Origin of the sequence: Gilliamella sp. Pas-s27, from assembly GCF_009795865.1 — a bacterium.
Taxonomy (GTDB): Bacteria; Pseudomonadota; Gammaproteobacteria; order Enterobacterales; family Orbaceae; genus Gilliamella.
On the sequence record NZ_WTEW01000002.1, the window covers coordinates 23,283 to 45,039 of the forward strand.

The window sequence follows — 21,757 nt, forward strand, 5'->3', positions numbered from 1 at the left end:
TCATAAATAATGGTAAAAAATAATATGTATCAACTTCATTGCATTCCAGTTTTAAAAGATAATTATATTTGGATTTTAACCAATTCAGCCAATCAAGCCATAATTATTGATCCTGGTGAAGCCAAACCTGTCATTAATTATATAAACAAACATAGAATATCCCCTCTTGGAATTTTACTTACTCATCACCATATTGATCACACAGGTGGGGTGTATGAATTAAAAGCACAATATCAAAACATTGATGTTTACGGCCCCAATGAGATCGATTTACCAATTAATTATCTTATTAACCAAAATAAAGTTGATATTGGTGATTTTAGTTTTGATGTAATCGCTGTACCAGGGCATACTCTTGGTCATTTGGCTTATTATTGTAGCCCCTATTTATTTTCTGGCGATACTTTATTTTCGGCTGGTTGTGGAAGAGTTTTTGAAGGTACTTATCAACAAATGTTAGATTCGCTAAAGCAATTAAAACAGTTACCTGAAAATACTTTAATCTGTGCAAGTCATGAATATACTTTATCAAATTTAGCATTTGCACTTCAAATGTTGCCCGATGATAAAAATATCAAAGATTATTTAAATTTGATTTCGAAAAAACAAATGACATTACCGTCTATTTTGTCTAAAGAAAAACAAATTAACTTATTTTTAAGATGTCATGAACAAAAATTGCAAAATAAATTTAATTTTAACAATGAATTAGATTTATTTTCTTTTTTTAGAAGCCAAAAGGACATTTTTTAGGTATAATGCCACACTTAATTTGGGTAAAAACTTACGGACTAATGAAAAAGTTATTAATATTTACAGTATTATGTTTGTTTTTAATCGCATGTCAGCATCATGGACCACGATATAACCCTGTTGTTAGAATAAAATATTCAAAAAACACTGCTAACAGTATAAATGGCTCCAGTAATTATGTGTCTATCACTCAGAATCCATGGCAATATATGCTTAATCAGATTGATGCGAATATTCCTGAAAATAGTAGAATTAATGCAGAAAGAGAGCGATTGTTGCGTAATCCTAAAGGATTTGAAGCGGTTGCCTTACGTTCAGAGCCTTATGTTTATTACATTATTAATCAGCTTCGTAAAAATAATTTGCCAGCTGAGCTAGCTTTAATTCCTCTTATCGAAAGTGCTTATGATCCACTTGCTACATCACCAGCACAAGCGGCAGGTTTATGGCAATTTGTTCCAATTACAGCTAAAGAATATGGGCTACAGCAAAGTAGATCATTTGATGCCCGTAGAGATCTTATTGCATCCACTAACTCTGCAATTTCTTTGTTACAAAATTTAAATAGCCGTTTTAATGGGGATTGGTTATTAACACTTGCGGCTTATAATGCTGGTGAAGGTCGAGTCAAAAAAGCCATTGAAAAAAATCAGGCAAAAGGTCTACCTGTTAATTATTGGTCACTAGATTTGCCAACTGAAACTATGCATTATGTTCCTAAAATATTAGCTATAATTGATATTGTTAAAAATAATAAACGATATGGTATCAAGTTACCTGATTGTAATTATGAAAATTCACTTGTTAGGATTGATATATCTAAAAATATTTCATTAGCTAAAATTGCTCAATATTCTAAACTTTCACTTGATGAGCTAACAACATACAATGCAGGATACGTGCAACAAACAGTAAACGGTCCTTTCCATTTACTTGTTCCTTATGTTCATGCTAAAGATTTATTTACAAAATTACAAAAAGAAAATCTTGTTGCAAATGAAATTACAGAACTTTTACAAGATACACCACATCCTAATATGCCATTTGAATTTAGAGCAAGTTTAATTCAAAAAAGTGGTATAACAAATAGAATTAATTTCCCAAAAAATGTAAAAAAGATTGCTTATCTTGTTAAAGCTGGAGATAGTCTTTACTCGATAGCTCAAAATTATCGTGTAAAAATTACCGATATATTACAATGGAATAATTTAAAAAACTCTAAAGTACAAGAGGGTGATATCTTAACCATTAATCTTGCTAATGCAAATCCAATTTAAAATTAACAAATAAAGGGTTATGATCTGATGCTGCTGTTTTAATAATTTGAGCTGTATCAAGTTGTAGCCCTCGATAAAAAATAAAATCAAGTGGTCTACCCATAAATTTTTTTCGAATATCAATATCAACTGAAAAATTAACTGGCTTAAGTTCAATTGAACTTACAAGTTGATATAATAAATTCATTCTCTGCTTGCTCCAAGCATTAAAGTCTCCAGCTAAAATAACTGGACCATCGTGTTCCTTTATTCTATTTAATAGCATATGTATTTGTTGTCTATAAACTTTTACACCAATGCTAAAATTTACAGAATGAATATTTGCAACTAATAATTTTTGTTTGGAATGACTAATAGGATAAATAGTAATCAAAGCAGATTTAGGTACTCGAATTAATGGTTCTTTTTCTTTAAAAGAAAAAATTGAGGTCGGTAATGAATCAGAGATTGTCATTACGCCAGCATAGATGCCATTCAAACAATAAGCAGGAACATGATCTGCAATTTTATTATGATGTGAAATAAAATTAAGTAATTGAGCCGTTGTCTGGGCTTCTTGCAATAAAATTAGTTTAGCTTTATCCGCATATTGTTTAAGTACATCAATACAATCAACTCTTTTTTGTTTAAAAATATTCCAAACTAAAATCGAAAATGATGATTGTTCGATTAACGGTTTATTTATTGTTATTGGGTGATTAGGCAAAATCAACTCAACCTCGTTGCTTGCCTGATATCGTAATGTATAACACCGTTTTTTAAACATTTTTATTGTTCAATTTTTGTTTTAAGTATTCATCAAAAGATAAAGTATCGCCCTGCTCTTTCTTTTTTTGTTTTTCAATAGATGAATTACGTTGCTGAATAAAATCACCATCTGTTAATAATGATAAAGGTTCAGATAGAAGCTGTTTTTTATATTGGTTTGCTAAAGCTAAACCAAATTTTGCAGTACCTAAATCACTTATTGCTTGCAGTGTTCTTGCTGATAAAGTTAATTCAGGTTGATCAAACATTAAATCTAGTCGTTCACAAACTTTCCGATATTGTTGTTTATCATCCTTATGATCTAAAACATCAGCTACTCGTAATAAATCTTTAAATAACTCATGCCCAACTTTGGCCAAAGGTTCTCGATGGCTGTCACAGCCTATACCAATTTCAAGTCCAGGCTTTCGCCCTTCCATGATAACTCTATTCCAATTTAATTTAGCACACTCTAGTTCTTGGCTGCTCATTTCAGGGGCTGGGGCTAATGCACACCAAATTAAAAATAGGTCGATAAAGCGAACTTGCTCTTCAGTAATTCCCACTGGTGAAAACGGATTAACATCTAATGCCCGAACTTCAATATATTCAATGCCACCTCGTAAAAGTGCATCAGAAGGTAATTCCTGTGCCATTGGCACTCGTTTAGGGCGAATAGGTGCATAAAACTCATTTTCTATTTGTAAAATATTATCATTTAATTGTCGATAATGGCCATTAACTTTTATGCCTAATTGTGTAAATTCAGCTGATTTTGTTCGTGTTGCACGTTTTAATCCTTCAGCATATGTATCTAAATGGTTAAATGTAATGCCTAGCTGTTTTTGTGCGTTATTTGTATACCCAATATCACTTAATCTTAAGGATGTCGCATAAGGCAAATAACAATTGCCATTTGTTTGTTCAATAAAGGCTTTGGCTTTTTGTGGATCTTGAATAAATGAAGAACACATTGATGGCGATGCACCAAACAAATAAGGAATAACCCAACCAAATCGGTAATAGTTACGAATCAAAGTAAAGTAACCTTCAGAAATAACAACCTTACCCTCTTCTGAATTTTTTACACCATCTCTTGTTTGCCAAAATGCCATCGGTAATGAAAAATTATAATGAACACCTGATATCGTTTGCATCATTGCACCATAACGGTTTTTTAAACCTTCTCGATAAACCGTTTTGAAAAGTCCTTCATTTGATGAACCATATTGCGCTAAAATAATATCATCTTCGTTAGCTACAAAACATGGCATGCTCAATGGCCACATCATCTCATCACCAATATTTACGCTAGCATAACGATGTAAATCTCGTAAAAATGTTAACATATAATCAATATTAGTATTAACAGGTGTTATAAACTCTAACATCGACTCAGCAAAGTCGGTGGTAATCCATGGATGTGTTAATGCGGCGCCAATTTTAGAAGGAAAAGAAGCTTTCGATAATGATCCATCAGGTAAAATGCGTAAAGTTTCACGTTCTACACCACGTTGAATACCTTGTAAAATGGTATAGTGTTTTTCTAACCAATTAAGTGCTTTTGATACATCTGGAATCATATTTATACTTCCTTAAAATGAAGTTATTTGATTTTTTATATTAACATAATTTATGTATTAACTATGGGCTAATTTAATAACGTTTAAAATAAAAATTAGTAGTATTTTGTGAAAGAGGTAATTCAACAAATTGTAATTATTTATGTTTACCCAAAAATATCTAATTTTAATTATACTTTTAAATAATATCTATTTCATAGATAGGAGATAGTATTTTTGTTTTTATTATTAGCTTACTTAGACTTTTTTTGTAATAAAACTAACACTTCCATATGTGAAGTCTGTGGAAACATATCAAATAACTGTACTTTTTGGATTTGATAAATTGACAATAATGATAAATCATCAATTAATGAAAATAAGTTACAACTTGAATATAAAATATAATTAGGAGCCATTTGCTCTAAATACTGTATAAGTATCTTTCCCGCCCCTCGTCTTGGAGGATTCAATAAAACTAAATCGGGTACATTTTGTTGAGCTATCGCATATTGTGTTGCATCAAAAGACTTAAAAACTAGCTGTTTAAAACCGAGCCTTTCTGTTGATAAGGTTGCACATTCAATTGCATCAGAGTTAATTTCAATACCAGTTAGTTGAATATTTTTTTTAGTAGAATGGCTAACACAGCTTAAACCAAATCCGCCTACTCCACAAAATAGATCCCAAATAGATTTCACATTTAAATTTGTGACCCAGTCACTTGCTGTCTTGTAAAGATTGTTAGCAACATAGGTATTTGTTTGAAAGAAACTTTTAGATTTTATAAACAATGGAATCCCATTCAAAGTTATCGATAAAAAGGAATTCTCAGTTAGCTCGATCTCTTCATCTCCTTCTAAAATAGCTGAATGATTAGGCTGAATATTAATTGAAACGACTTGTAGACTTTGAATTTTTTCTTGCAATTGATGAAAAGAACGCTTAATTTTCTCGACAAATTTGTGTGATCTTAAAACAAAGCGCAACATAAAACTACTCGTCTCATTGCAACTGCTTTCTGTAATAATAACAAACTTCAGCTCGCCTTTTCGCTTATTAATATTATAAGGTACTAAGCCTTGTTTTCTGATATAAGTTCTCACTATTTTCAGAATGTTTTGCATATTATTTGAATAGAGTGGACAATCACAAAGATCAACTACCTTATTACCAGTCTGAACACCTAATATCGGTTTTTCAACCGTACCTAATACCGCCATTTTGGCTTTATTACGAAAAGCAGATTCTTTGCTGGCAAAAGGCTTTTTCACTTCTATAGGATTAAATTTACTTAGTTGCTGAATCAGAGTTGTTTGTTTCTGTTCTAATTGTGTTTGATAAGGGTGATTTATCCATTGACATGACAAACATTTTTTTTGTTGATAAAAGTGACATTGCATTATGATTAAGGCCTTTTTTATAATAAATATATTATATATAAAATTGAACTAATATAATAAATAGTTTCGAATTTTATACTAAAACACATGTTTTTCAGAAAACTTTTTACAAAAAAATTATAAGAATATAGATAAAATGTGTAGTTAATCATCTGTTATGATTTGACGAAACACAGCTGTATGATAGGATATTGCCATCAACATTATAGGAAAAATTTAATGTCTATTAAGTTAAAAAACCCCGAAGAAATCGAAAAAATGCGCATAGCAGGAAAGCTTGCTGCTGAAGTATTAGAAATGATTGAACCCTATGTTAAGCCAGGTATTAGTACTGGAGAACTGGATAAAATCTGCTATGAATATATCGTTAATGTTCAAAAAGCGATTCCTGCAAATATTGGTTATAGCGGTTATCGACATACAAGTTGTATTTCAATTAATGATGTGGTTTGTCATGGCATTCCAAGTTTTGATAAAAAAATAAAAGATGGTGACATCCTTAATATTGATGTAACCGTGATTAAAGATGGTTATCATGGTGATACATCAAGAATGTACATAGCAGGTAAACCGACAATTGTTGGTGAAAAGCTGTGTCAAGTAGCACAAGAAAGCTTATATGAATCGATCAGAATTATAAAACCAGGTATTCGTCTAAAAGAAATTGGTAAAACAATCCAAAAATATGTCGATAAATTTGGATTTTCATCTGTTCGTGAATATTGTGGACACGGTATTGGCAAGGTATATCATGATGAGCCTCAAGTTTTACATTATGATGCTGATGATGGCGGTGTCATTTTAAAACCAGGGATGACATTTACGATTGAACCAATGATAAATACAGGTGATTGGCGTACTCGTACTATGAAAGATGGTTGGACAGTCAAAACTAAAGACCATGGGCTTTCCGCTCAATATGAGCATACTATTTTAGTTACTGACAATGGAGTTGAAGTCTTAACATTGCGTAGTAATGAAAACTTCCCTCGTATTATTGAACACTAAATAAAAAAAGATTCAACAATAGCTTATTGTTGAATCTCTTCATTTAATAAACTTTAATACAATAAAGTATAAAGTTTACGGCGATATGAGCTTGCTAATGGATTACTTGTGCCGAGAGCAGCTAGCAAATCAAGTAATGTTTTTTTCACCTGCCCTTCGCCTACATTAAGATCTTGGGTAAGTGGTTTAAATAATAACTCTAATGCCTCTTCATGACGTCCAACTTGCATTAATTGAGATGATAACTGAATCATAAGTTCAACATTATCAGGTTGCTTAGCTAGTTCAGCTTGTAATAATTGCAATTCAGGTGAATTTGCTGCTTGTTCAAGTAACTCGATTTCAGCTTGTAAACCATGAAAAGTGGAATCTTGATCTTGTAGAGGAATTGTTGCAAGCACATCTTTAGCTTCACTTAATTGTTTTTGTTCTATTTGTGATTTTGCTAGCATTAAAGCAATATCTGTTCTTGTTTTCCCAAGATGATCAGTAAGCGCTTTCCAAGCTTGTCTTAATAAAGGTAATGCTTGTTCATATTTTGCTTCATTAAATAAGTTTTTTGCCTCAATAAGTTTTAGTTCATCTTCGTTAGGTAAAAACTTTATTAAAAATTCTTTGATCGTTTCTTCTGACTGTGGGCCTTGAAAACCATCAACAGGTTGACCATTTTGAAAAAGATAAACAGTTGGAATTGCTCTTAAACCAAATTGAGCTGCTAGCATTTGTTCTTCATCACAATTAAGGCTAGCTAAAATAAATTGACCATGGTGTTCATTAGCTAATTTTGTCAATACGTTTGTCATTGCTTCATAATTTGGACTTCTTGCAGACCAAAAATAAAACAATACAGGGGATTGAAAGGATCTTTCTATAATCTCTTGAATATTTTGTTCATTAACATCAAAAATAAATTGGTTTTGCATATTATGTCCTAGGTATATGGTTATTTATTCTTTAAAATTTTATCCATTAATCTATCTGGAAGCAAACGTTTAGCAATGGCAGCAATTTTAGTTATTTTTGTTACCCTGTAACGTATTTTAGGGGTTTTATTTTCAAGCGCATGAAATAAATAAGGTAACACGGCTTCTGGTGGTAACGTAAATCGTTTGGCAATAGGTGGGTTTTTTACAATATTTTCTTTTTCTGTTTGATTAACATTATTTGAAAAATACGTTTTTAATGGTCCAGGTTCAATCAGACTAACTTTGATATTGGTATTAGCTAATTCTAATCTTAGTACATCGGACCACGCTTCTAATGCATACTTACTTGCAGAATAAGCACCACGACCAGGAGTAGCAATAATACCAACAATTGAACTTGTTTGAATAATTCGTCCTTCATTTTGTTCAAGCATCGCAGGAAGTAACAGTTGAGTTAATTGATGAATCCCAAAGAAATTAGTTGAAAATTGTGATTCCAACTGCTCACGACTAATAGTATTTAATCGCCCATACACACCAAAACCTGCATTATTAAATAATGCATCTAATTTACCATTTGTTAAGGTTAAAACTTCCTGAGCTGCTTGGTCAACTGAGTCGGGATTATCTAAATCAAGCAAAACTGTTTCAAAACCTTGCTCAATAAGTTTTTTTTGATCAGATAGTCTGCGACATGACGCAATAACGCGATACCCTCGTTTTTTTAAGGCAATGGCCGACACTAAACCTATTCCACTCGAACAGCCCGTAATAAAAATAGTTCGCAATTTTATAGCTCCGTTAATTCATATATTGTCAAGTTTATCTCTAGCAATTATGATAGCACATCTAAATTCAAGTTATGCAAATAAGCCAAGAGGATCCTATGAAAATCGCCATTATTGCAGCAATGGAAGAAGAAGTAGCCATATTAAAAAGTAAAATTACTCATTACCACGTTGAACATCATTTAGGTTATGTTTTTCATCTTGGAAAAATTTCAGGATGTGACATAGTTTTGCTTCAATCGGGTATTGGTAAAGTTGCTGCAGCGTCAGGCACTACTGTACTATTAAATAACTATAAAGTCGATGCAGTTATCAACACGGGATCAGCTGGAGGGTTATCTGCTACTCTTAATATTGGTGATATTATTGTTTCAAAAGATGTTTTTTATCATGATGTTGATTTAACGGCTTTTGGTTACAAACCTGGACAAATGTCGGGTTGCCCTGTTACATTTAAGGCAGATCAAAAATATCAATCACTCGCCCAAAGTTGTATAAAAAAACATGGTGTTAATGCGATTGAAGGATCAATTGGTAGCGGCGATGCATTTATCAATGGTAAAGCTACATTGGAAAAAATAAAACAAACCTTTCCTGATGCAATCGCTGTTGAAATGGAAGCAGCAGCTATTGGTCATGTTTGTTGGTTATCTAAAGTCCCTTTTGTTGTCGTTCGAGCTATTTCAGATAATGGTGATAATGAGTCCGCCGTTGATTTTGAATCATTTTTAAAATTAGCAGCTGCACAATCATCACTTATTGTTGAATCAATGCTAAGTGAGCTTGCATAAACTACATTTTAAAATGATGTGTATTCCCCAAAAAGCCAATCATATTTAAGATTGGCAATTGCTCTCAATAAAAATACTAAGCATCATCAATGTCAAAACAATATTTTTCAAATAAAGCTTTTCGCCAGCCTATTAATATTTCAGGCTTATCATCGTTTTTATTAGTTTGCCATTTTACATATTGATTAATTAACCGACGAGAAATTAATAAATCAGGATTAAGTCCAGTCTGCTTAGCTAGTTCTCTAGCCGCTTCCTTTAATTTATCAGAAATATACTTATAATTAGGGTAACTACTCACCTTAAATACAGGTGGAATGTCGGGTATTGATTCAGATAAAATAGCTAAAATTGTTTGTCCATACAAACGAATTTCCTTCCCTTTCATGCCTAACTTATTAAGTTCAGCTAATGATGTAGGTGAATAACGTGCAACTTTAAATAATGCATCTTCATGTATAACAAAATTCAAAGCAATATCTTGTTCTTTGGCCAACTTGTATCGCCAATTAGCTAATTTATATAATCGTCCTAAACTTTTACCTTTTAGTTGCCAATTATTTTTAATATTTAAATAAGCATCTTTGGGGTCCATAACTTCACATTTACGCATAACTGCCATTTGGCACTCTTGATAAGCTGCTTGTAAATAATTGTTTGCGCTTAATTGTGATTTTAAAATGTTTATTAAGGGAAAAAGATATAACACATCATTTATGGCATACTCGCATTGTCTTTCAGTTAATGGGCGTTTTAACCAATCTGTTCGAGTTTCGCTTTTATCAAGCTCTATCTCTAAATATTTTTTTACTAAACTAGCATAACCACAACTAAGTGGATTATCTAAAAACGAAGCCAATATTTGGCTATCTATAATAGGAGTGGGTACTATTCCGAAATAATGGAGAAAAACCTCGATGTCTTCGCTACACGAGTGAAAATATTTTTCAATTTTAGGATTGCTTAAAATGATTAGAAAATCCTTCCAATCATTGATTGCTATGGGGTCAATTAATGCCGCATGTTCTCCATCAAATATTTGTAACAGCCCTAAATGAGGATAAAAGGTTTGAGTTCGAATAAATTCAGTATCTAACGCAATCGCCGAACTATTTTCGATTTTAGAACAATAATCAGCTAATTGATCATCATTAATAATAAGTTGATAAGACAAAGTCAAATTCCTATTCAGATAAGTTAATTTATTGTATGTGCTTTTCAAATACAACATCAATCACCACAATTTCGGAACGAGTCATTAAGCGAATGGGTGGTCCCCAAAATCCATACCCACTACTGACTATACTAGTAAAATGTTGCTCTTCATTTTGATATAGACCATAAGCATTTTTATATATTAACTTTTCGATAAAGTTGATAGGAAATATTTGCCCAGCATGAGTATGCCCAGAAATCATTAAATCAACACCTAGTTTTTCTGGTTCAGTAAGATCTTTGGGTTGGTGATCTAGTAAAATAATAGGGGCACTTGTATTTGCAAACATCATCAGCTCGTCCAATGTTGCTCTTTTCACATCATAGAGTACAGAAGAAAAATCATCCCGCCCAATTAATGTAATTCCCACATCATCTAGATAGACAATATCATCCTTCAAAACTTTCATATTTGCTTGTTTAAAAGCATGAATAATATCTTCTTCACGATTATTTTGTTTTCTAGTATTTAAATATTCATGGTTACCAAAAATAACATAAGTGCCATATTTTGACTTTAGTTGTTGCAATTGCTTATCAAAACCATGTTCAATAAAAGGTGCTAAACGTTTATCTAATGTATCACCAGTAATGACAATAAAATCAGCATTTAATTGGTTTACTTTATCAATCATTTGCTGAATAAATTCAGTCGACGTTAATTCATTAATATGAATATCGCTAAGCTGCACAATACGTAATTGTTCAACATGGGCTAGTTTGTCAATTTTTACTTGATAATAAACGTTTTTTGGACTAATTGCCATTTTATGGCCCCAATAAAATAGTGACAAAACAGCGCTTATATAAACAATTTTAAGCCATAAATTAGGTTTTAATTTTCTTTTACTAAACAGATAGATTGCATCAAAAATCAATAGTGTAAAAATACTACACAGCACTACTGCAAAAATAGAATTAAAAACCAGAGATAGTTTATTAAAAGTACCGTCAAATACCCTAGAAAGTACGAGAGATAATCCTGCGGTCACAACAACCACCCAATAGATGGTTTTATAATAACCTGTTAAATGAAAATTAAACCAAAATAACCATCTTTTCCCTAAATACACAGCCATTAAAATACAGATAATAATGGCTATAAAAGGAACAGCAAAATTAATAAATCCCATAATTATTAGAACAATTGAATACAAAAAATGATATAATAACAGAATTATTTTTTATCGTACCACTAACTTTTATGGATCTCAAAAAAGACCAATTATTCAGCGTACCCGTCGAAAAATTAGGGGATTGGACTTTTGACGAAAAAGTCGCCGAGGTTTTTCCGGATATGGTTCAACGTTCTGTTCCTGGTTATTCCAATATTATTTCAATGATCGGAATGTTGGCAAAACGGTTTGTCCAACCAAACTCGATGATCTATGATTTAGGTTGCTCTTTAGGTGCGGCAACCCTTTCTATTCGTCGTAATGTCAATCAAGAAAATTGTCGAATAATTGCCATTGATAATTCTTTACCAATGGTTGAGCGTTGTAAACGACACATCGAATCTTACAAAGCAAACACCCCTGTAGATGTAATTTGTGATGATATTTGTCATATTAACATGCAAAATGCATCAATGGTTGTACTCAATTTCACCTTACAATTTTTAACCCCGGAAAATCGTCAACGTGTTTTAAATAATATCTATAATGCGTTAAAACCAAATGGCATTTTGGTACTATCTGAAAAATTTAGCTTTAATGATTCCACTATCGATGAGCTGCTATTTAATATGCATCATGATTTTAAACGAGCTAATGGCTACAGTGAACTGGAAATCAGCCAAAAGCGTAATATGCTAGAAAATGTGATGCTTACAGATACAATTGAAACTCATAAAAAACGGCTTGCTGATGCTGGTTTCTCCCACATTAATACTTGGTTTCAATGTTTTAATTTTGGCTCGATTATTGCCATAAAATAACAGTTTGATATAAGCGTAATTGACAAGGAACATACAATGATTGATTTTGGTGATTTTTACCAGATTATTGCAAAAAATAAACTTAGTAGCTGGCTTGAAGTATTGCCAGCACAACTCGCAAACTGGCAAAAACAGAATATTGATAACCGCTTTAATCAATGGCTCAATAGCATTAAGCATTTACCATCTATTACGCCTTATCAAATTGATTTATTGCATAGCGTAACAGTAAAAGCGCAAGAACCACTTTCTGCCGGCGAACAACAAAGAATTACCCAATTACTAAAAAATATGATGCCTTGGCGTAAAGGCCCTTTTCACTTGTATGGTATTGATATTAATACTGAATGGCGCTCAGATTGGAAATGGGAACGGTTAATTAATTATATAGATAATTTAGAAGGGAAAACCGTCTTAGATGTTGGTTGCAACAGTGGTTACCATTTATGGCGGATGATTGGTGCAGGAGCCAAACTCGCTGTTGGAATCGATCCTATGGCGCTTTATTTATGCCAATTTGAAGCAATTCGCAAACTGCTAGGTAATGATCAGCGAGCTCATTTATTACCTCTTGGAATTGAACAACTACCAAAACTTAATGCCTTTGATACTGTATTTTCAATGGGAGTATTATACCATCGAAGATCGCCACTCGATCACCTTTATCAATTAAAAGATCAACTTGTTGACGGTGGACAATTAGTTCTCGAAACGTTAGTCATTGATGGTGAATTACATCAAGCATTAATGCCTGGGGAGCGTTATGCACAAATGCGTAATGTTTACTTTATTCCATCCGTTCCAACAATGATTAACTGGTTATGCAAATGTGGATTTTCGGACGTAAAAATGGTCGATATATCACCAACAAGTTTAAAGGAACAAAGAAAAACAGAATGGATGAGTTCTGATTCACTAGCTGATTTTTTAGATTCAAATGATTTAAGCAAAACCATTGAAGGCTACCCTGCTCCAGTACGAGCAGTTTTTATCGCTAAAAAATAAACTGAATTGATAACTATAAATACCTATAATTTAAAATAGTTATCCGATATGTTTGAATATCTACATTTTGTTTTTTGTAATTGGTGTTTTTGCGTAGCGTGTTATATTATTAATAATTAGTATAAAAAAATACAATTTATTTTTCTAACGCCATAATCCGTTGTTGCTCAGCCGTTAACTCTCGACGTCTGTTTTTATTGGGGGACAGTTGCCTAATCCACTTATATAGAGTTGATCTACCCAAACCTAAATGGTTGGCAAGCTTACTGATAAGATCACGCATAATCAACTGATTGTTATTTGAATTCGGCACTAAATTTTTTGACCATGATATTTGTCTCCTATGATTTTTGTTTATATCATAGAGGCGACTTTTGTCCACTTTTTGGGCGAGGAACATCTACAAATAAAATTAATTTCTTAAATATCGCTAATTGATTTTATTGTTATTTTTTGGTTTTTTATATACACTCAGAACTTAAGCATTTCTAAATATAACAGTACTGGAATCCTTCATTACCTAAAGGTACAAATATGAGCAATATTTCTTCTAAACCGACTTCTCTTGCTGACTGGCAATTGGTTAAAGTCTCAGGGGACGATAACCGTGTTTTTTTGCAAGGACAAATAACCAATGATATTAACCGCCTTTCAGAACACGCTACACTCTATGCTGCTCATTGTGACAGTAAAGGCAGAATGTGGAGTACGTTATTGTTATTTCAACGAGGTAACGATATTTACTACATTGAACGTAAAAGCGTTGCAAAAAGACAGGTTGCTGAGCTAGCAAAATATGCCGTTTTTTCTAAGGTATCTATCGAACTAGTCCAAGACTTAAATATGGTTGGATTGGTTGACGATGCCATACCAGCTGCAATTAAAGCTAAATTAATTGATAAAAGCTGTTTAACTGAAAATAACATCACCTACATCAAGTTACCTTTACCTGAAACACGCGTCATTATGATAACGCCGGAATCAATTCCAAATGATTTGAATCCATGTAGTGACTGGTTAAAACTTGATTTTCAGGCTGGTTATCCAGTTATTGATGATATCAATATGGCCATTTTATTACCACAAGCTTGCAATTTACAATCATATGATGCAATCAGCTTTGACAAAGGTTGCTATTGCGGGCAAGAAATGGTTGCTAGAGCGCAGTTTCGTGGTGCAAATACACGCGGTATGTATGTTATTAAAGGAACAAGTAATGTTCTGCCCAAAGTGGGAAGTACACTTGAATACAAACTTACTGGTGGTTGGCGAGAAGGCGGCTTAGTATTAGCTGCAACAAGACTAGATGACAAAGACAGCATTTGTGTCCAAGTTGTACTAAATAATGGAATTGATTTAAATACCGTATTTAGAATCTACGGTAATGACAATAGCCGATTGATGTTTTAATCTGTTATTTAGCTAAAACTGCTGGAATAAATTAATGTTTATTCCGGCAGTTTTATGTATCTACCGTTTCAGCTAGTAGCTTAATCACTTAGTTAACTACTTATAGTTAGTTAGTTCGTTACTTAGCCAATTCTTGGTTAACAATTTCAACAAAATAGCTTACACCCGTTGCTAATACTTCGTCATTGAAGTTAAAGGCGGGATTATGTAAGTTAGCACCTTTTCCTGCACCCAACCAAACGTATACACCTGGTATTTTTTGCAACATAAAGGCAAAATCTTCTGATCCCATTGAAGGAAGCGGATCAATAACTAAGTTATCTTGCCCAACAACTTTTTTAGCGGCGGCAATTGCAATATCAGCTTGTTTTGCGTAATTAATTGTTGCAGGGTAACGACGTTGATAATCCACTTCGGCTTTAGCTTCAAATGTTGTGGCAATGCCAGTTGCAATTTGTTTAATTCGTTGTTCAGCCATATCTTGTACTTGAGCACTAAATGTCCTAACTGTACCACGAATCACCGCTTCTTGAGGTAACACATTCCAAGTATCACCGCTATGAATTTGAGTCACACTAACCACTAACGAACTTAGCGGATCAGTATTACGACTCACAATACTTTGCAAACTATTCACTATTTGTGTAGCAGTTAAAATCGTATCTTTACCAAGATGAGGAGCAGCCGCATGCGCACCCACGCCAGTAATTTTAATTTCAAACACATCATACGACGCCATCATTGGACCATGATTAATATAAAAATGATTTAATGCCATGTTAGGTTGATTATGAATACCGTACACCGCTTCAATTGGGAATTGCTCAAATAAGCCATTTTCAACCATAACTCGTGCTCCACCTTCGTTTTCCTCGGCTGGTTGAAAAATAACAACAACAGTTCCTGCAAAATCGCGATGTTCGCTTAAATACTTAGCTGTGCCAAGTAACATAGCAGTATGTCCATCATGTCCACAAGCGTGCATTTTGCCACGAATCGTCGAACAATATTCGATGTTATTTTCTTCAATAATATCTAATGCATCAATATCCGCTCTTAGCGCAATCCACCGCCCTTCTTGCTGACCTTTGATAATACCAACAACGCCCGTTGGGGCAAAATGGGTATACAGTTCAGTAATCCCAAAAGACTGGAGTTTTTCAATAATAAATTGTGTTGTGTTAACTTCTTCGAAGGCGGTTTCAGGATGAGCATGAATATGGTGGCGCCATATTTCCATTTCGTTTTTTAGTTCATTAATGCTATTTGATATCATAAATAATTCCTTAAGTAGTGACTGATTACAGCACAACAAGCTGATCTTGTTGGTACTATAACGCGATTTTCACTTTTATAAAAATAACTATTTTTACTATGAATATCAATTTTAGTTATATGTTGCTAATATTGAAAGGGGTAACAACTTGATGTGCTTTTGATACATGATTAATTAATCAAAAGCGACGTAAATAGCAATATTTTTGAAACACTTTGACCCAAATAAACCATCACATAACCAGAAATTAACAAAAACGGTCCAAAAGGAATACCTTTTAAGGTGTTTTTATTCAGCACATACCGCAAAAAAAGGCAATATAAAATCCCTAATACCGAGGCAAAAAATAGCAATATAGGCAACTCAATATAAGGTAACCAACTGCCTAATGCCGCCAATAATTTAATATCCCCCCCACCTAGTCCTTGTTTTTTGAAAGCTAAATAAAATAAACTAGCAGGCACTTTTAATAATAAATACCCCAAAAAGATACCAAGTAATGAATCAGTTAAGCTGATGTTAGTTATGTTAAAATAGGCAAGTATTACACCAAACCACATCAATGGTTGGGTAAACAAATCAGGTAATAAAAAGTATTTAAAATCGATTAAAGCTAACAGCAAAAAGTAGCAACCAAGTAGCATTAAAATGCCACTTTGATAACTTAAACCATAATCAAAATAGATAATAACAAATAAAGCCGAGATCAATAATTCGACAATAAGATAATGCCATGAAATCTTAGTGTTACAGTAATGACAACGTCCTTTTAATATCAGCCAAGAAACAATGGGGATTAATTGCCAAGCATTAAGTCGATGATGACAGTGCGAGCAAGCGGATCGATAAACACAAATACGGTATAAATATTGGCATGATGTAATTGTTGGCAAATAACGGCAATATGCAACATAAATAAAACTACCAACACAAAGTCCTAAACAAATAATGATAAATGCTAACATTAGTGAATCACTTCGCCCATTTGAAATATCGGTAAATACATAGCCACAATTAGACTGCCAATAATCAAGGCCAATACTAACATTAATAATGGCTCAAACGCTTGTGATAAATTATCGGTTAAGGTTTGATTTTGTTCTTGATAATAGTTAGCGAGCTTATCAAGCATTAAATCTAATGTGCCTGACTCTTCGCCCACACGAATAAGCTGGGCACATAAGCTAGGAAAGTGTAATTGCTGATGCAATACATGGCTAAATGAGTGTCCTTGCTCAATACTAGCTATAATTTTCGAAAGGCTATCACGATAAAGGCAATAATAAGTGGTATTCGCCGCTGCAGCTAAACCTGCTAATAATGGTATGCCTGCTTTTTGGGTGATCGCAATGGTTTGAAAAATTTGCGTTAAGCAGCTAGTTTTGATCACTGGACCAATAAAAGGACTTTTGATTATTATCTTTTCGATTTTATGGCGATAGTGTACTTTTAAATAGCGTTGATAACAAAAATAGCTAATAGAAAAAATCACACACCCAATTAACCAATTTTGTTGCAAATAATTGGAAAAATCAATAACACCTTGTGTAAAAGCAGGTAACTGAGCATCGAAATCTTGATAAATATCCGAAAATTTTGGCAAAACAAACAACAACATCACCAAACTTACAATTACAGCAACCAATAATAAAAACAGTGGATAACGCATTGCCTTTTTCAGACTTTTTTGTAGTTTAATTGATTTTTCAAGCAATACAGCTAACTGCTCAAAACTTTCATCAAGCTGTCCTGTCAGTTCGCCTGTTGCTATAATTTCGCAATACAGGGCAGAAAATACCGAAGAATGTTGTCGTAATACTTGGGATAAAAATTCGCCTTTAGCTATTTGTTGCTTAATATCAAGTAACAAATATTGCCAGTGAGGTTTAGTTTGCTCTTGGGCAAGTAATTGCAATGTATCAATAATAGATAATCCAGCTTTTAACATCGTCGCTAATTGTTTAGTAATCATCAGCAAATCAGTACGATTAAAACTATGTGCGGTAATAATATTACCTGCTTTAATCTTAATGGCGATTTTACCTTGCAACAATAAATGCCGTTTAACAGCCTGTGATGATTCGGCGATAATTTTGTGTTGATTAAAATCGACATCATACCAATAATAGAGCCGTTTCATGCGGTATCACCCAAAACTCGATTTAATTCAGTTAACGTCGTCACGCCCTGCTTCACTAATTTTTGTCCAGCCATTTTTAGTGAAATCATATTGGAAGAAGAAATAGCCTGATTGACTAATATTTGCTGTTGAATATCGGGCGTGATAACTAAAAATTCATATAACCCAATTCGTCCTTTATAACCACCAATACAGTTTTGGCATCCTGAAGCTAAATAATGGGGTTCGTATTCATTATCTAACTTAACCAAATCACTTGCCACAACTTTGCAATGTGGGCACAATTTTCGAACTAACCGCTGAGCAATGATTAATTTTAAGCTTGATGACAATAGATAATTTTCTATACCCATTTGCTTTAATCGTGTTATTGCCTCGACACTTGAATTAGTATGCAATGTAGATAACACTAAATGCCCAGTTTGCGCAGCTTGGATTGCTATTTCGGCAGTTTCACGATCGCGAATTTCACCGATCATCATTACATCAGGATCTTGCCGTAGTAAGGCACGCAATACTATAGCAAACGTCAAACCTGCCTTAAGATTAATCGCAGTTTGATTAATGCCATCTAAGGGAATTTCAATGGGATCTTCAACACTACAAATGTTACGTTCAGTTTTATTTAACCGCTTTAATCCACTATATAGTGTTACCGTTTTACCACTACCTGTTGGTCCAGTAACTAAAATCAAACCTTGCGGATAGTTTAAAATTTGCTTGAATGTTAAAAGGTCAGCATCTGTTAATCCTAAGTCATTAATTGTTAGTTCTGATTCATGGTTATCCATAACTCTTAAAACAATTTTTTCACCATACATGACGGGTAAAGTGGCAATACGCATGGTATAACGGTCAATCACAAGTTGCCCATCTTGGGGTAATCTATGTTCAGCAATATTCAATTTAGACATAATTTTTAGCCTTGCAGTAATCTGTTTCGCTAATGCAAGTGGGGGTGATAACATATCGTGCAAAACACCATCAATACGCATACGAATACGATAGCTATGTTGGTAAGGCTCAAAATGAATATCCGAAGCACGCTTATTTAACGCTTCAAGCAGTAATTTATCAATACTTTCAATTAGCTGTTCTTCTTGCATAAAGGCGCTTCCTTATCTGTTAATTTTTAAATATAAACATTAAAATTTGAAAATATCTTCACACGCACTGGTTAAACTGGCATCAACAGGTGATGTGGTGCACACACGGCTCCAATCTAAATTGCCATGAGTGGCATTGATTGTTGGTGTTAGTGTAGTTGTTAATCCTGTTAAAGCACTGGTTCCAACCAAGGTAATAATACCGTTATTGACTGTAATTGAAGTTACATAATTCGATGTTCGACTTGCTGGTACACCATTGTTACCATTGCTACAGTTAGTTAAACCACCTTGTTCAACAGCACAAATTTCAACCGCTGTTTTATACGATGTCATTATTTGTAACATATCAGTCAGCGCAGCTTTTTTTACATATCCTTGATAGGCTGGTACGCCGATAGCGGTTAAGATAGCAATGACAACAATGGCGATCATCAGTTCAAATAATGTAAAACCCGATTGATTAGACATAAACACCTCGATTTTTTAGTCAGTTATTTAATAGAGGATTCTTTATAACAAGATAAAAAAATGAAATAATAACGAAATAGCAAGATTGGAATACAAAATCCCCTATGCACTTAATTGTTACGTTGCATGTCTAATTTTCGTGAAGTAGATCGCAAAACAAATCCATATATCGGTTTATTAGAATCGGTTTATTCGTAAACAGGAGTTAATATGCCCCTAAAAATTATGAATGGCTGGTTACAAGGTATAAAATATCCTTGCTCAATACCCACAATCATTTGCACAAGGCTGAAGAGATCTGTTGAACCTCACGATCATGATCATAATGAGGTGATAGAATAATAGAAATGCAGAGACGACGACAAATAGATAAAGAGTTAATACTCAAATTTTTTAAGGAAAAAATTTATTGTTTATGAATCTAATTTACAAGTTATCCATTCTACGAGTTTTTTTTCATCTGACCGTGAGCAATAAACCCAGTATCCTTTGAATTCAGATTTCGTCGATAATCTTATAAACCATTGTTCGTCTTTTGGAATATCTTTTTGTAATTTTACTTTTTTATAAACTACTTTCACATCAGAATTTAACTTTTTAATAATCCACTCTTGTAACGTAATGTTGTTTTTTTCTGCTTGTCTTTTCCATCGAATGAATCTTTTTTTTTCTGTAACAAAAATAAATGATATTAATTTTTGCTCCATTTCAACCTCTTTATAGAAAAGACTATTACATGTTAATAGAGTTATAAGTAAAGACGAAAAACTATTTTTTTTTCGTTGGTTTAGTTACTTTAATACACCATAAAGTGAAAATAAACATAAGTAAACCGAGTAAAAATAGTAACCACATATAAGCTCTCCCATTACTTATTTTTAAGTGTTATGCTACTGAGTATAAGTAATACTCCATAAAAAACACTATAATAGCATTTATATAACCAGACTTTTTCACAAAAATAAGACCATATAGCGCCCATCTCCGCAATTTTATCACAAATATCTTTTCTAGCATTTTTATTTTCAATAAAATTCACGATAAAAAATTAATGAATCTTTCTAAAAAAATCTCATATAAGATATCTTTACGCATGGTATAGAGGTCAATGATAAGTTGGCCATCTTGAGGCGATATTTAACTTAGACATAATTTTTAGCCTTGCAGTAATCTGTTTCGCTAATGCCAGTGGGGGTGATAACATATCGTGCAAAACACCATCAATGCGCATACGAATACGATAGCTATGTTGGTAAGGCTCAAAATGAATATCCGAAGCACGCTTATTTAACGCTTCAAGCAGTAATTTATCAATACTTTCAATTAGCTGTTCTTCTTGCATAAAGGCGCTTCCTTATCTATTAATTTTTAAATATAAACATTAAAATTTGAAAATATCTTCACACGCACTGGTTAAACTGGCATCAACAGGTGATGTGGTGCACACACGGCTCCAATCCAAATTGCCATGAGTGGCATTGATTGTTGGTGTTAGTGTAGTTGTTAATCCTGTTAAAGCACTGGTTCCAACCAAGGTAATAATGCCGTTATTGACTGTAATTGAAGTTACATAATTCGACGTTCGACTTGCTGGCACACCATTGTTACCATTGCTACAGTTAGTTAAACCACCTTGTTCAACAGCACAAATTTCAACCGCTGTTTTATATGATGTCATTATTTGTAACATATCAGTCAGCGCAGCTTTTTTTACATATCCTTGATAGGCTGGTACGCCAATAGCGGTTAAGATAGCAATCACAACAATGGCGATCATCAATTCAAATAATGAGAAACCTGATTGATTGGACATAAACACCTCAATTTTTCAGTTAGTTATTTAATAGAGGATTCTTTATAACAAGATAAAAAAATGAAATAATAACGAAATAGCTAGGTTGGAATGCAAAATCCACTATGCACTTAATTGTTACGTTGCATGT

The 21,757-nt window shown here is 33.1% G+C and carries 22 protein-coding genes and 1 pseudogene; 7 read left to right on the plus strand and 16 right to left on the minus strand.

Translation table 11 applies throughout. The features are described from left to right. Nucleotides 1-24: 24 nt before the first annotated feature. Entirely contained in the window at nucleotides 25-753 is a 729-nt protein-coding gene (gloB, locus tag GQ589_RS01215) for a hydroxyacylglutathione hydrolase (RefSeq protein ID WP_160424045.1), read from the plus strand. Nucleotides 754-794: 41 nt separating this feature from the next. Then, entirely contained in the window at nucleotides 795-2,030 is a 1,236-nt protein-coding gene (locus GQ589_RS01220) for a transglycosylase SLT domain-containing protein (protein ID WP_160411592.1), read from the plus strand. On the opposite strand, the gene GQ589_RS01225 is transcribed toward GQ589_RS01220, so the two are convergent. The 3 genes from GQ589_RS01225 to rlmC all read right to left on the minus strand — a co-directional run bounded on the left by GQ589_RS01225 (nucleotide 2,011) and on the right by rlmC (nucleotide 5,742). Then, nucleotides 2,011-2,796 carry an endonuclease/exonuclease/phosphatase family protein gene (locus GQ589_RS01225; RefSeq protein ID WP_160411593.1) on the minus strand — a complete coding sequence of 262 codons (786 nt, stop codon included), beginning with the start codon at nucleotides 2,794-2,796 and terminating at the stop codon, nucleotides 2,011-2,013. The genes GQ589_RS01220 and GQ589_RS01225 overlap by 20 nt on opposite strands. Further along, nucleotides 2,789-4,360 carry a glutamate--cysteine ligase gene (gshA, locus tag GQ589_RS01230; RefSeq protein ID WP_160424047.1) on the minus strand — a complete coding sequence of 524 codons (1,572 nt, stop codon included), beginning with the start codon at nucleotides 4,358-4,360 and terminating at the stop codon, nucleotides 2,789-2,791. The genes GQ589_RS01225 and gshA overlap by 8 nt, the downstream gene beginning before the upstream one ends. Nucleotides 4,361-4,593: 233 nt before the next feature. After that, entirely contained in the window at nucleotides 4,594-5,742 is a 1,149-nt protein-coding gene (rlmC, locus tag GQ589_RS01235) for a 23S rRNA (uracil(747)-C(5))-methyltransferase RlmC (RefSeq protein WP_160424049.1), read from the minus strand. A gap of 219 nt (nucleotides 5,743-5,961) precedes the next feature. Between rlmC and map the strand changes: the two genes are divergently transcribed. Further along, nucleotides 5,962-6,750, plus strand: coding sequence for a type I methionyl aminopeptidase (gene map, locus GQ589_RS01240; protein ID WP_160424052.1), 789 nt, complete (start codon nucleotides 5,962-5,964; stop codon nucleotides 6,748-6,750). 53 nt (nucleotides 6,751-6,803) lie between these two features. Here the strand turns inward: map and GQ589_RS01245 are convergent, their stop codons facing one another. Continuing rightward, nucleotides 6,804-7,673 carry a co-chaperone YbbN gene (locus GQ589_RS01245; RefSeq protein WP_160424054.1) on the minus strand — a complete coding sequence of 290 codons (870 nt, stop codon included), beginning with the start codon at nucleotides 7,671-7,673 and terminating at the stop codon, nucleotides 6,804-6,806. Between the two features lie 20 nt (nucleotides 7,674-7,693). Next, nucleotides 7,694-8,464, minus strand: a complete 771-nt coding sequence (locus GQ589_RS01250; protein WP_160424056.1) for an SDR family oxidoreductase — start codon at nucleotides 8,462-8,464, stop codon at nucleotides 7,694-7,696. Nucleotides 8,465-8,562: 98 nt separating this feature from the next. Here GQ589_RS01250 and GQ589_RS01255 point away from each other — a divergent pair, with 98 nt between their 5' ends. Continuing rightward, complete coding sequence (locus GQ589_RS01255; RefSeq protein ID WP_160424058.1) at nucleotides 8,563-9,255, plus strand: 5'-methylthioadenosine/adenosylhomocysteine nucleosidase; 693 nt, start codon at nucleotides 8,563-8,565, stop codon at nucleotides 9,253-9,255. A gap of 76 nt (nucleotides 9,256-9,331) precedes the next feature. Here GQ589_RS01255 and rnd read toward each other — a convergent pair whose 3' ends face one another. Continuing rightward, nucleotides 9,332-10,429 carry a ribonuclease D gene (gene rnd, locus GQ589_RS01260; RefSeq protein WP_160424060.1) on the minus strand — a complete coding sequence of 366 codons (1,098 nt, stop codon included), beginning with the start codon at nucleotides 10,427-10,429 and terminating at the stop codon, nucleotides 9,332-9,334. 28 nt (nucleotides 10,430-10,457) lie between these two features. After that, nucleotides 10,458-11,603: a metallophosphoesterase gene (locus tag GQ589_RS01265; RefSeq protein WP_160424062.1), complete on the minus strand. Its 1,146-nt coding sequence runs from the start codon at nucleotides 11,601-11,603 to the stop codon at nucleotides 10,458-10,460. Nucleotides 11,604-11,683: 80 nt separating this feature from the next. Here GQ589_RS01265 and cmoA point away from each other — a divergent pair. Both cmoA and cmoB read left to right on the plus strand, forming a co-directional pair. Continuing rightward, nucleotides 11,684-12,406 (plus strand): annotated as a pseudogene (gene cmoA, locus GQ589_RS01270) (carboxy-S-adenosyl-L-methionine synthase CmoA); the annotation flags it as partial. A 36-nt stretch (nucleotides 12,407-12,442) separates the two neighbouring features. After that, complete coding sequence (gene cmoB, locus GQ589_RS01275; protein ID WP_160424065.1) at nucleotides 12,443-13,411, plus strand: tRNA 5-methoxyuridine(34)/uridine 5-oxyacetic acid(34) synthase CmoB; 969 nt, start codon at nucleotides 12,443-12,445, stop codon at nucleotides 13,409-13,411. Between the two features lie 136 nt (nucleotides 13,412-13,547). Here the strand turns inward: cmoB and GQ589_RS01280 are convergent, their stop codons facing one another. Further along, a complete protein-coding gene (locus GQ589_RS01280; RefSeq protein ID WP_160424067.1) occupies nucleotides 13,548-13,724 on the minus strand; it encodes a hypothetical protein in 177 nt (58 codons plus the stop codon). Between the two features lie 221 nt (nucleotides 13,725-13,945). Here GQ589_RS01280 and ygfZ point away from each other — a divergent pair, with 221 nt between their 5' ends. Then, a complete protein-coding gene (ygfZ, locus tag GQ589_RS01285; protein WP_160424069.1) occupies nucleotides 13,946-14,821 on the plus strand; it encodes a tRNA-modifying protein YgfZ in 876 nt (291 codons plus the stop codon). A 118-nt stretch (nucleotides 14,822-14,939) separates the two neighbouring features. Here ygfZ and GQ589_RS01290 read toward each other — a convergent pair whose 3' ends face one another. The 8 genes from GQ589_RS01290 to ppdD (GQ589_RS01325) all read right to left on the minus strand — a co-directional run bounded on the left by GQ589_RS01290 (nucleotide 14,940) and on the right by ppdD (GQ589_RS01325) (nucleotide 21,627). Then, nucleotides 14,940-16,097, minus strand: a complete 1,158-nt coding sequence (locus tag GQ589_RS01290) for a M20 aminoacylase family protein (protein WP_160401441.1) — start codon at nucleotides 16,095-16,097, stop codon at nucleotides 14,940-14,942. Nucleotides 16,098-16,267: 170 nt separating this feature from the next. Continuing rightward, nucleotides 16,268-17,062, minus strand: a complete 795-nt coding sequence (locus GQ589_RS01295; protein WP_160424071.1) for an A24 family peptidase — start codon at nucleotides 17,060-17,062, stop codon at nucleotides 16,268-16,270. Then, the gene (gene hofC, locus GQ589_RS01300; RefSeq protein WP_160424073.1) at nucleotides 17,062-18,237 is read right to left on the minus strand and encodes a protein transport protein HofC; all 1,176 of its coding nucleotides are present in this window, start codon (nucleotides 18,235-18,237) and stop codon (nucleotides 17,062-17,064) included. The genes GQ589_RS01295 and hofC overlap by 1 nt, the downstream gene beginning before the upstream one ends. After that, nucleotides 18,234-19,343: an ATPase, T2SS/T4P/T4SS family gene (locus GQ589_RS01305; protein WP_160412018.1), complete on the minus strand. Its 1,110-nt coding sequence runs from the start codon at nucleotides 19,341-19,343 to the stop codon at nucleotides 18,234-18,236. The genes hofC and GQ589_RS01305 overlap by 4 nt, the downstream gene beginning before the upstream one ends. A 39-nt stretch (nucleotides 19,344-19,382) precedes the next feature. Beyond that, nucleotides 19,383-19,814, minus strand: a complete 432-nt coding sequence (gene ppdD / locus GQ589_RS01310) for a prepilin peptidase-dependent pilin (protein ID WP_160424075.1) — start codon at nucleotides 19,812-19,814, stop codon at nucleotides 19,383-19,385. A 413-nt stretch (nucleotides 19,815-20,227) separates the two neighbouring features. After that, complete coding sequence (locus GQ589_RS01315) at nucleotides 20,228-20,521, minus strand: hypothetical protein (protein WP_160424077.1); 294 nt, start codon at nucleotides 20,519-20,521, stop codon at nucleotides 20,228-20,230. Between the two features lie 398 nt (nucleotides 20,522-20,919). Continuing rightward, nucleotides 20,920-21,156, minus strand: coding sequence for an ATPase, T2SS/T4P/T4SS family (locus GQ589_RS01320; RefSeq protein WP_160424080.1), 237 nt, complete (start codon nucleotides 21,154-21,156; stop codon nucleotides 20,920-20,922). 39 nt (nucleotides 21,157-21,195) lie between these two features. Continuing rightward, on the minus strand, nucleotides 21,196-21,627 hold the full coding sequence (gene ppdD, locus GQ589_RS01325; protein WP_160401437.1) for a prepilin peptidase-dependent pilin: 432 nt from the start codon (nucleotides 21,625-21,627) through the stop codon (nucleotides 21,196-21,198). Between the last annotated feature and the right edge of the window lie 130 nt (nucleotides 21,628-21,757).

What these genes read in the sequence shown, in the direction of transcription:
- gloB (WP_160424045.1), top strand. Translation starts at nt 25, where the DNA reads ATGTATCAACTTCATTGCATTCCAGTTTTAAAAGATAATTATATTTGG.
- GQ589_RS01220 (WP_160411592.1), top strand. Translation starts at nt 795, where the DNA reads ATGAAAAAGTTATTAATATTTACAGTATTATGTTTGTTTTTAATCGCA.
- GQ589_RS01225 (WP_160411593.1), bottom strand. Translation starts at nt 2,796, where the DNA reads ATGTTTAAAAAACGGTGTTATACATTACGATATCAGGCAAGCAACGAG.
- gshA (WP_160424047.1), bottom strand. Translation starts at nt 4,360, where the DNA reads ATGATTCCAGATGTATCAAAAGCACTTAATTGGTTAGAAAAACACTAT.
- rlmC (WP_160424049.1), bottom strand. Translation starts at nt 5,742, where the DNA reads ATGCAATGTCACTTTTATCAACAAAAAAAATGTTTGTCATGTCAATGG.
- map (WP_160424052.1), top strand. Translation starts at nt 5,962, where the DNA reads ATGTCTATTAAGTTAAAAAACCCCGAAGAAATCGAAAAAATGCGCATA.
- GQ589_RS01245 (WP_160424054.1), bottom strand. Translation starts at nt 7,673, where the DNA reads ATGCAAAACCAATTTATTTTTGATGTTAATGAACAAAATATTCAAGAG.
- GQ589_RS01255 (WP_160424058.1), top strand. Translation starts at nt 8,563, where the DNA reads ATGAAAATCGCCATTATTGCAGCAATGGAAGAAGAAGTAGCCATATTA.
- GQ589_RS01265 (WP_160424062.1), bottom strand. Translation starts at nt 11,603, where the DNA reads ATGGGATTTATTAATTTTGCTGTTCCTTTTATAGCCATTATTATCTGT.
- cmoB (WP_160424065.1), top strand. Translation starts at nt 12,443, where the DNA reads ATGATTGATTTTGGTGATTTTTACCAGATTATTGCAAAAAATAAACTT.
- ygfZ (WP_160424069.1), top strand. Translation starts at nt 13,946, where the DNA reads ATGAGCAATATTTCTTCTAAACCGACTTCTCTTGCTGACTGGCAATTG.
- GQ589_RS01290 (WP_160401441.1), bottom strand. Translation starts at nt 16,097, where the DNA reads ATGATATCAAATAGCATTAATGAACTAAAAAACGAAATGGAAATATGG.
- GQ589_RS01295 (WP_160424071.1), bottom strand. Translation starts at nt 17,062, where the DNA reads ATGTTAGCATTTATCATTATTTGTTTAGGACTTTGTGTTGGTAGTTTT.
- hofC (WP_160424073.1), bottom strand. Translation starts at nt 18,237, where the DNA reads ATGAAACGGCTCTATTATTGGTATGATGTCGATTTTAATCAACACAAA.
- GQ589_RS01305 (WP_160412018.1), bottom strand. Translation starts at nt 19,343, where the DNA reads ATGCAAGAAGAACAGCTAATTGAAAGTATTGATAAATTACTGCTTGAA.
- ppdD (WP_160424075.1), bottom strand. Translation starts at nt 19,814, where the DNA reads ATGTCTAATCAATCGGGTTTTACATTATTTGAACTGATGATCGCCATT.
- GQ589_RS01315 (WP_160424077.1), bottom strand. Translation starts at nt 20,521, where the DNA reads ATGGAGCAAAAATTAATATCATTTATTTTTGTTACAGAAAAAAAAAGA.
- GQ589_RS01320 (WP_160424080.1), bottom strand. Translation starts at nt 21,156, where the DNA reads ATGCAAGAAGAACAGCTAATTGAAAGTATTGATAAATTACTGCTTGAA.
- ppdD (WP_160401437.1), bottom strand. Translation starts at nt 21,627, where the DNA reads ATGTCCAATCAATCAGGTTTCTCATTATTTGAATTGATGATCGCCATT.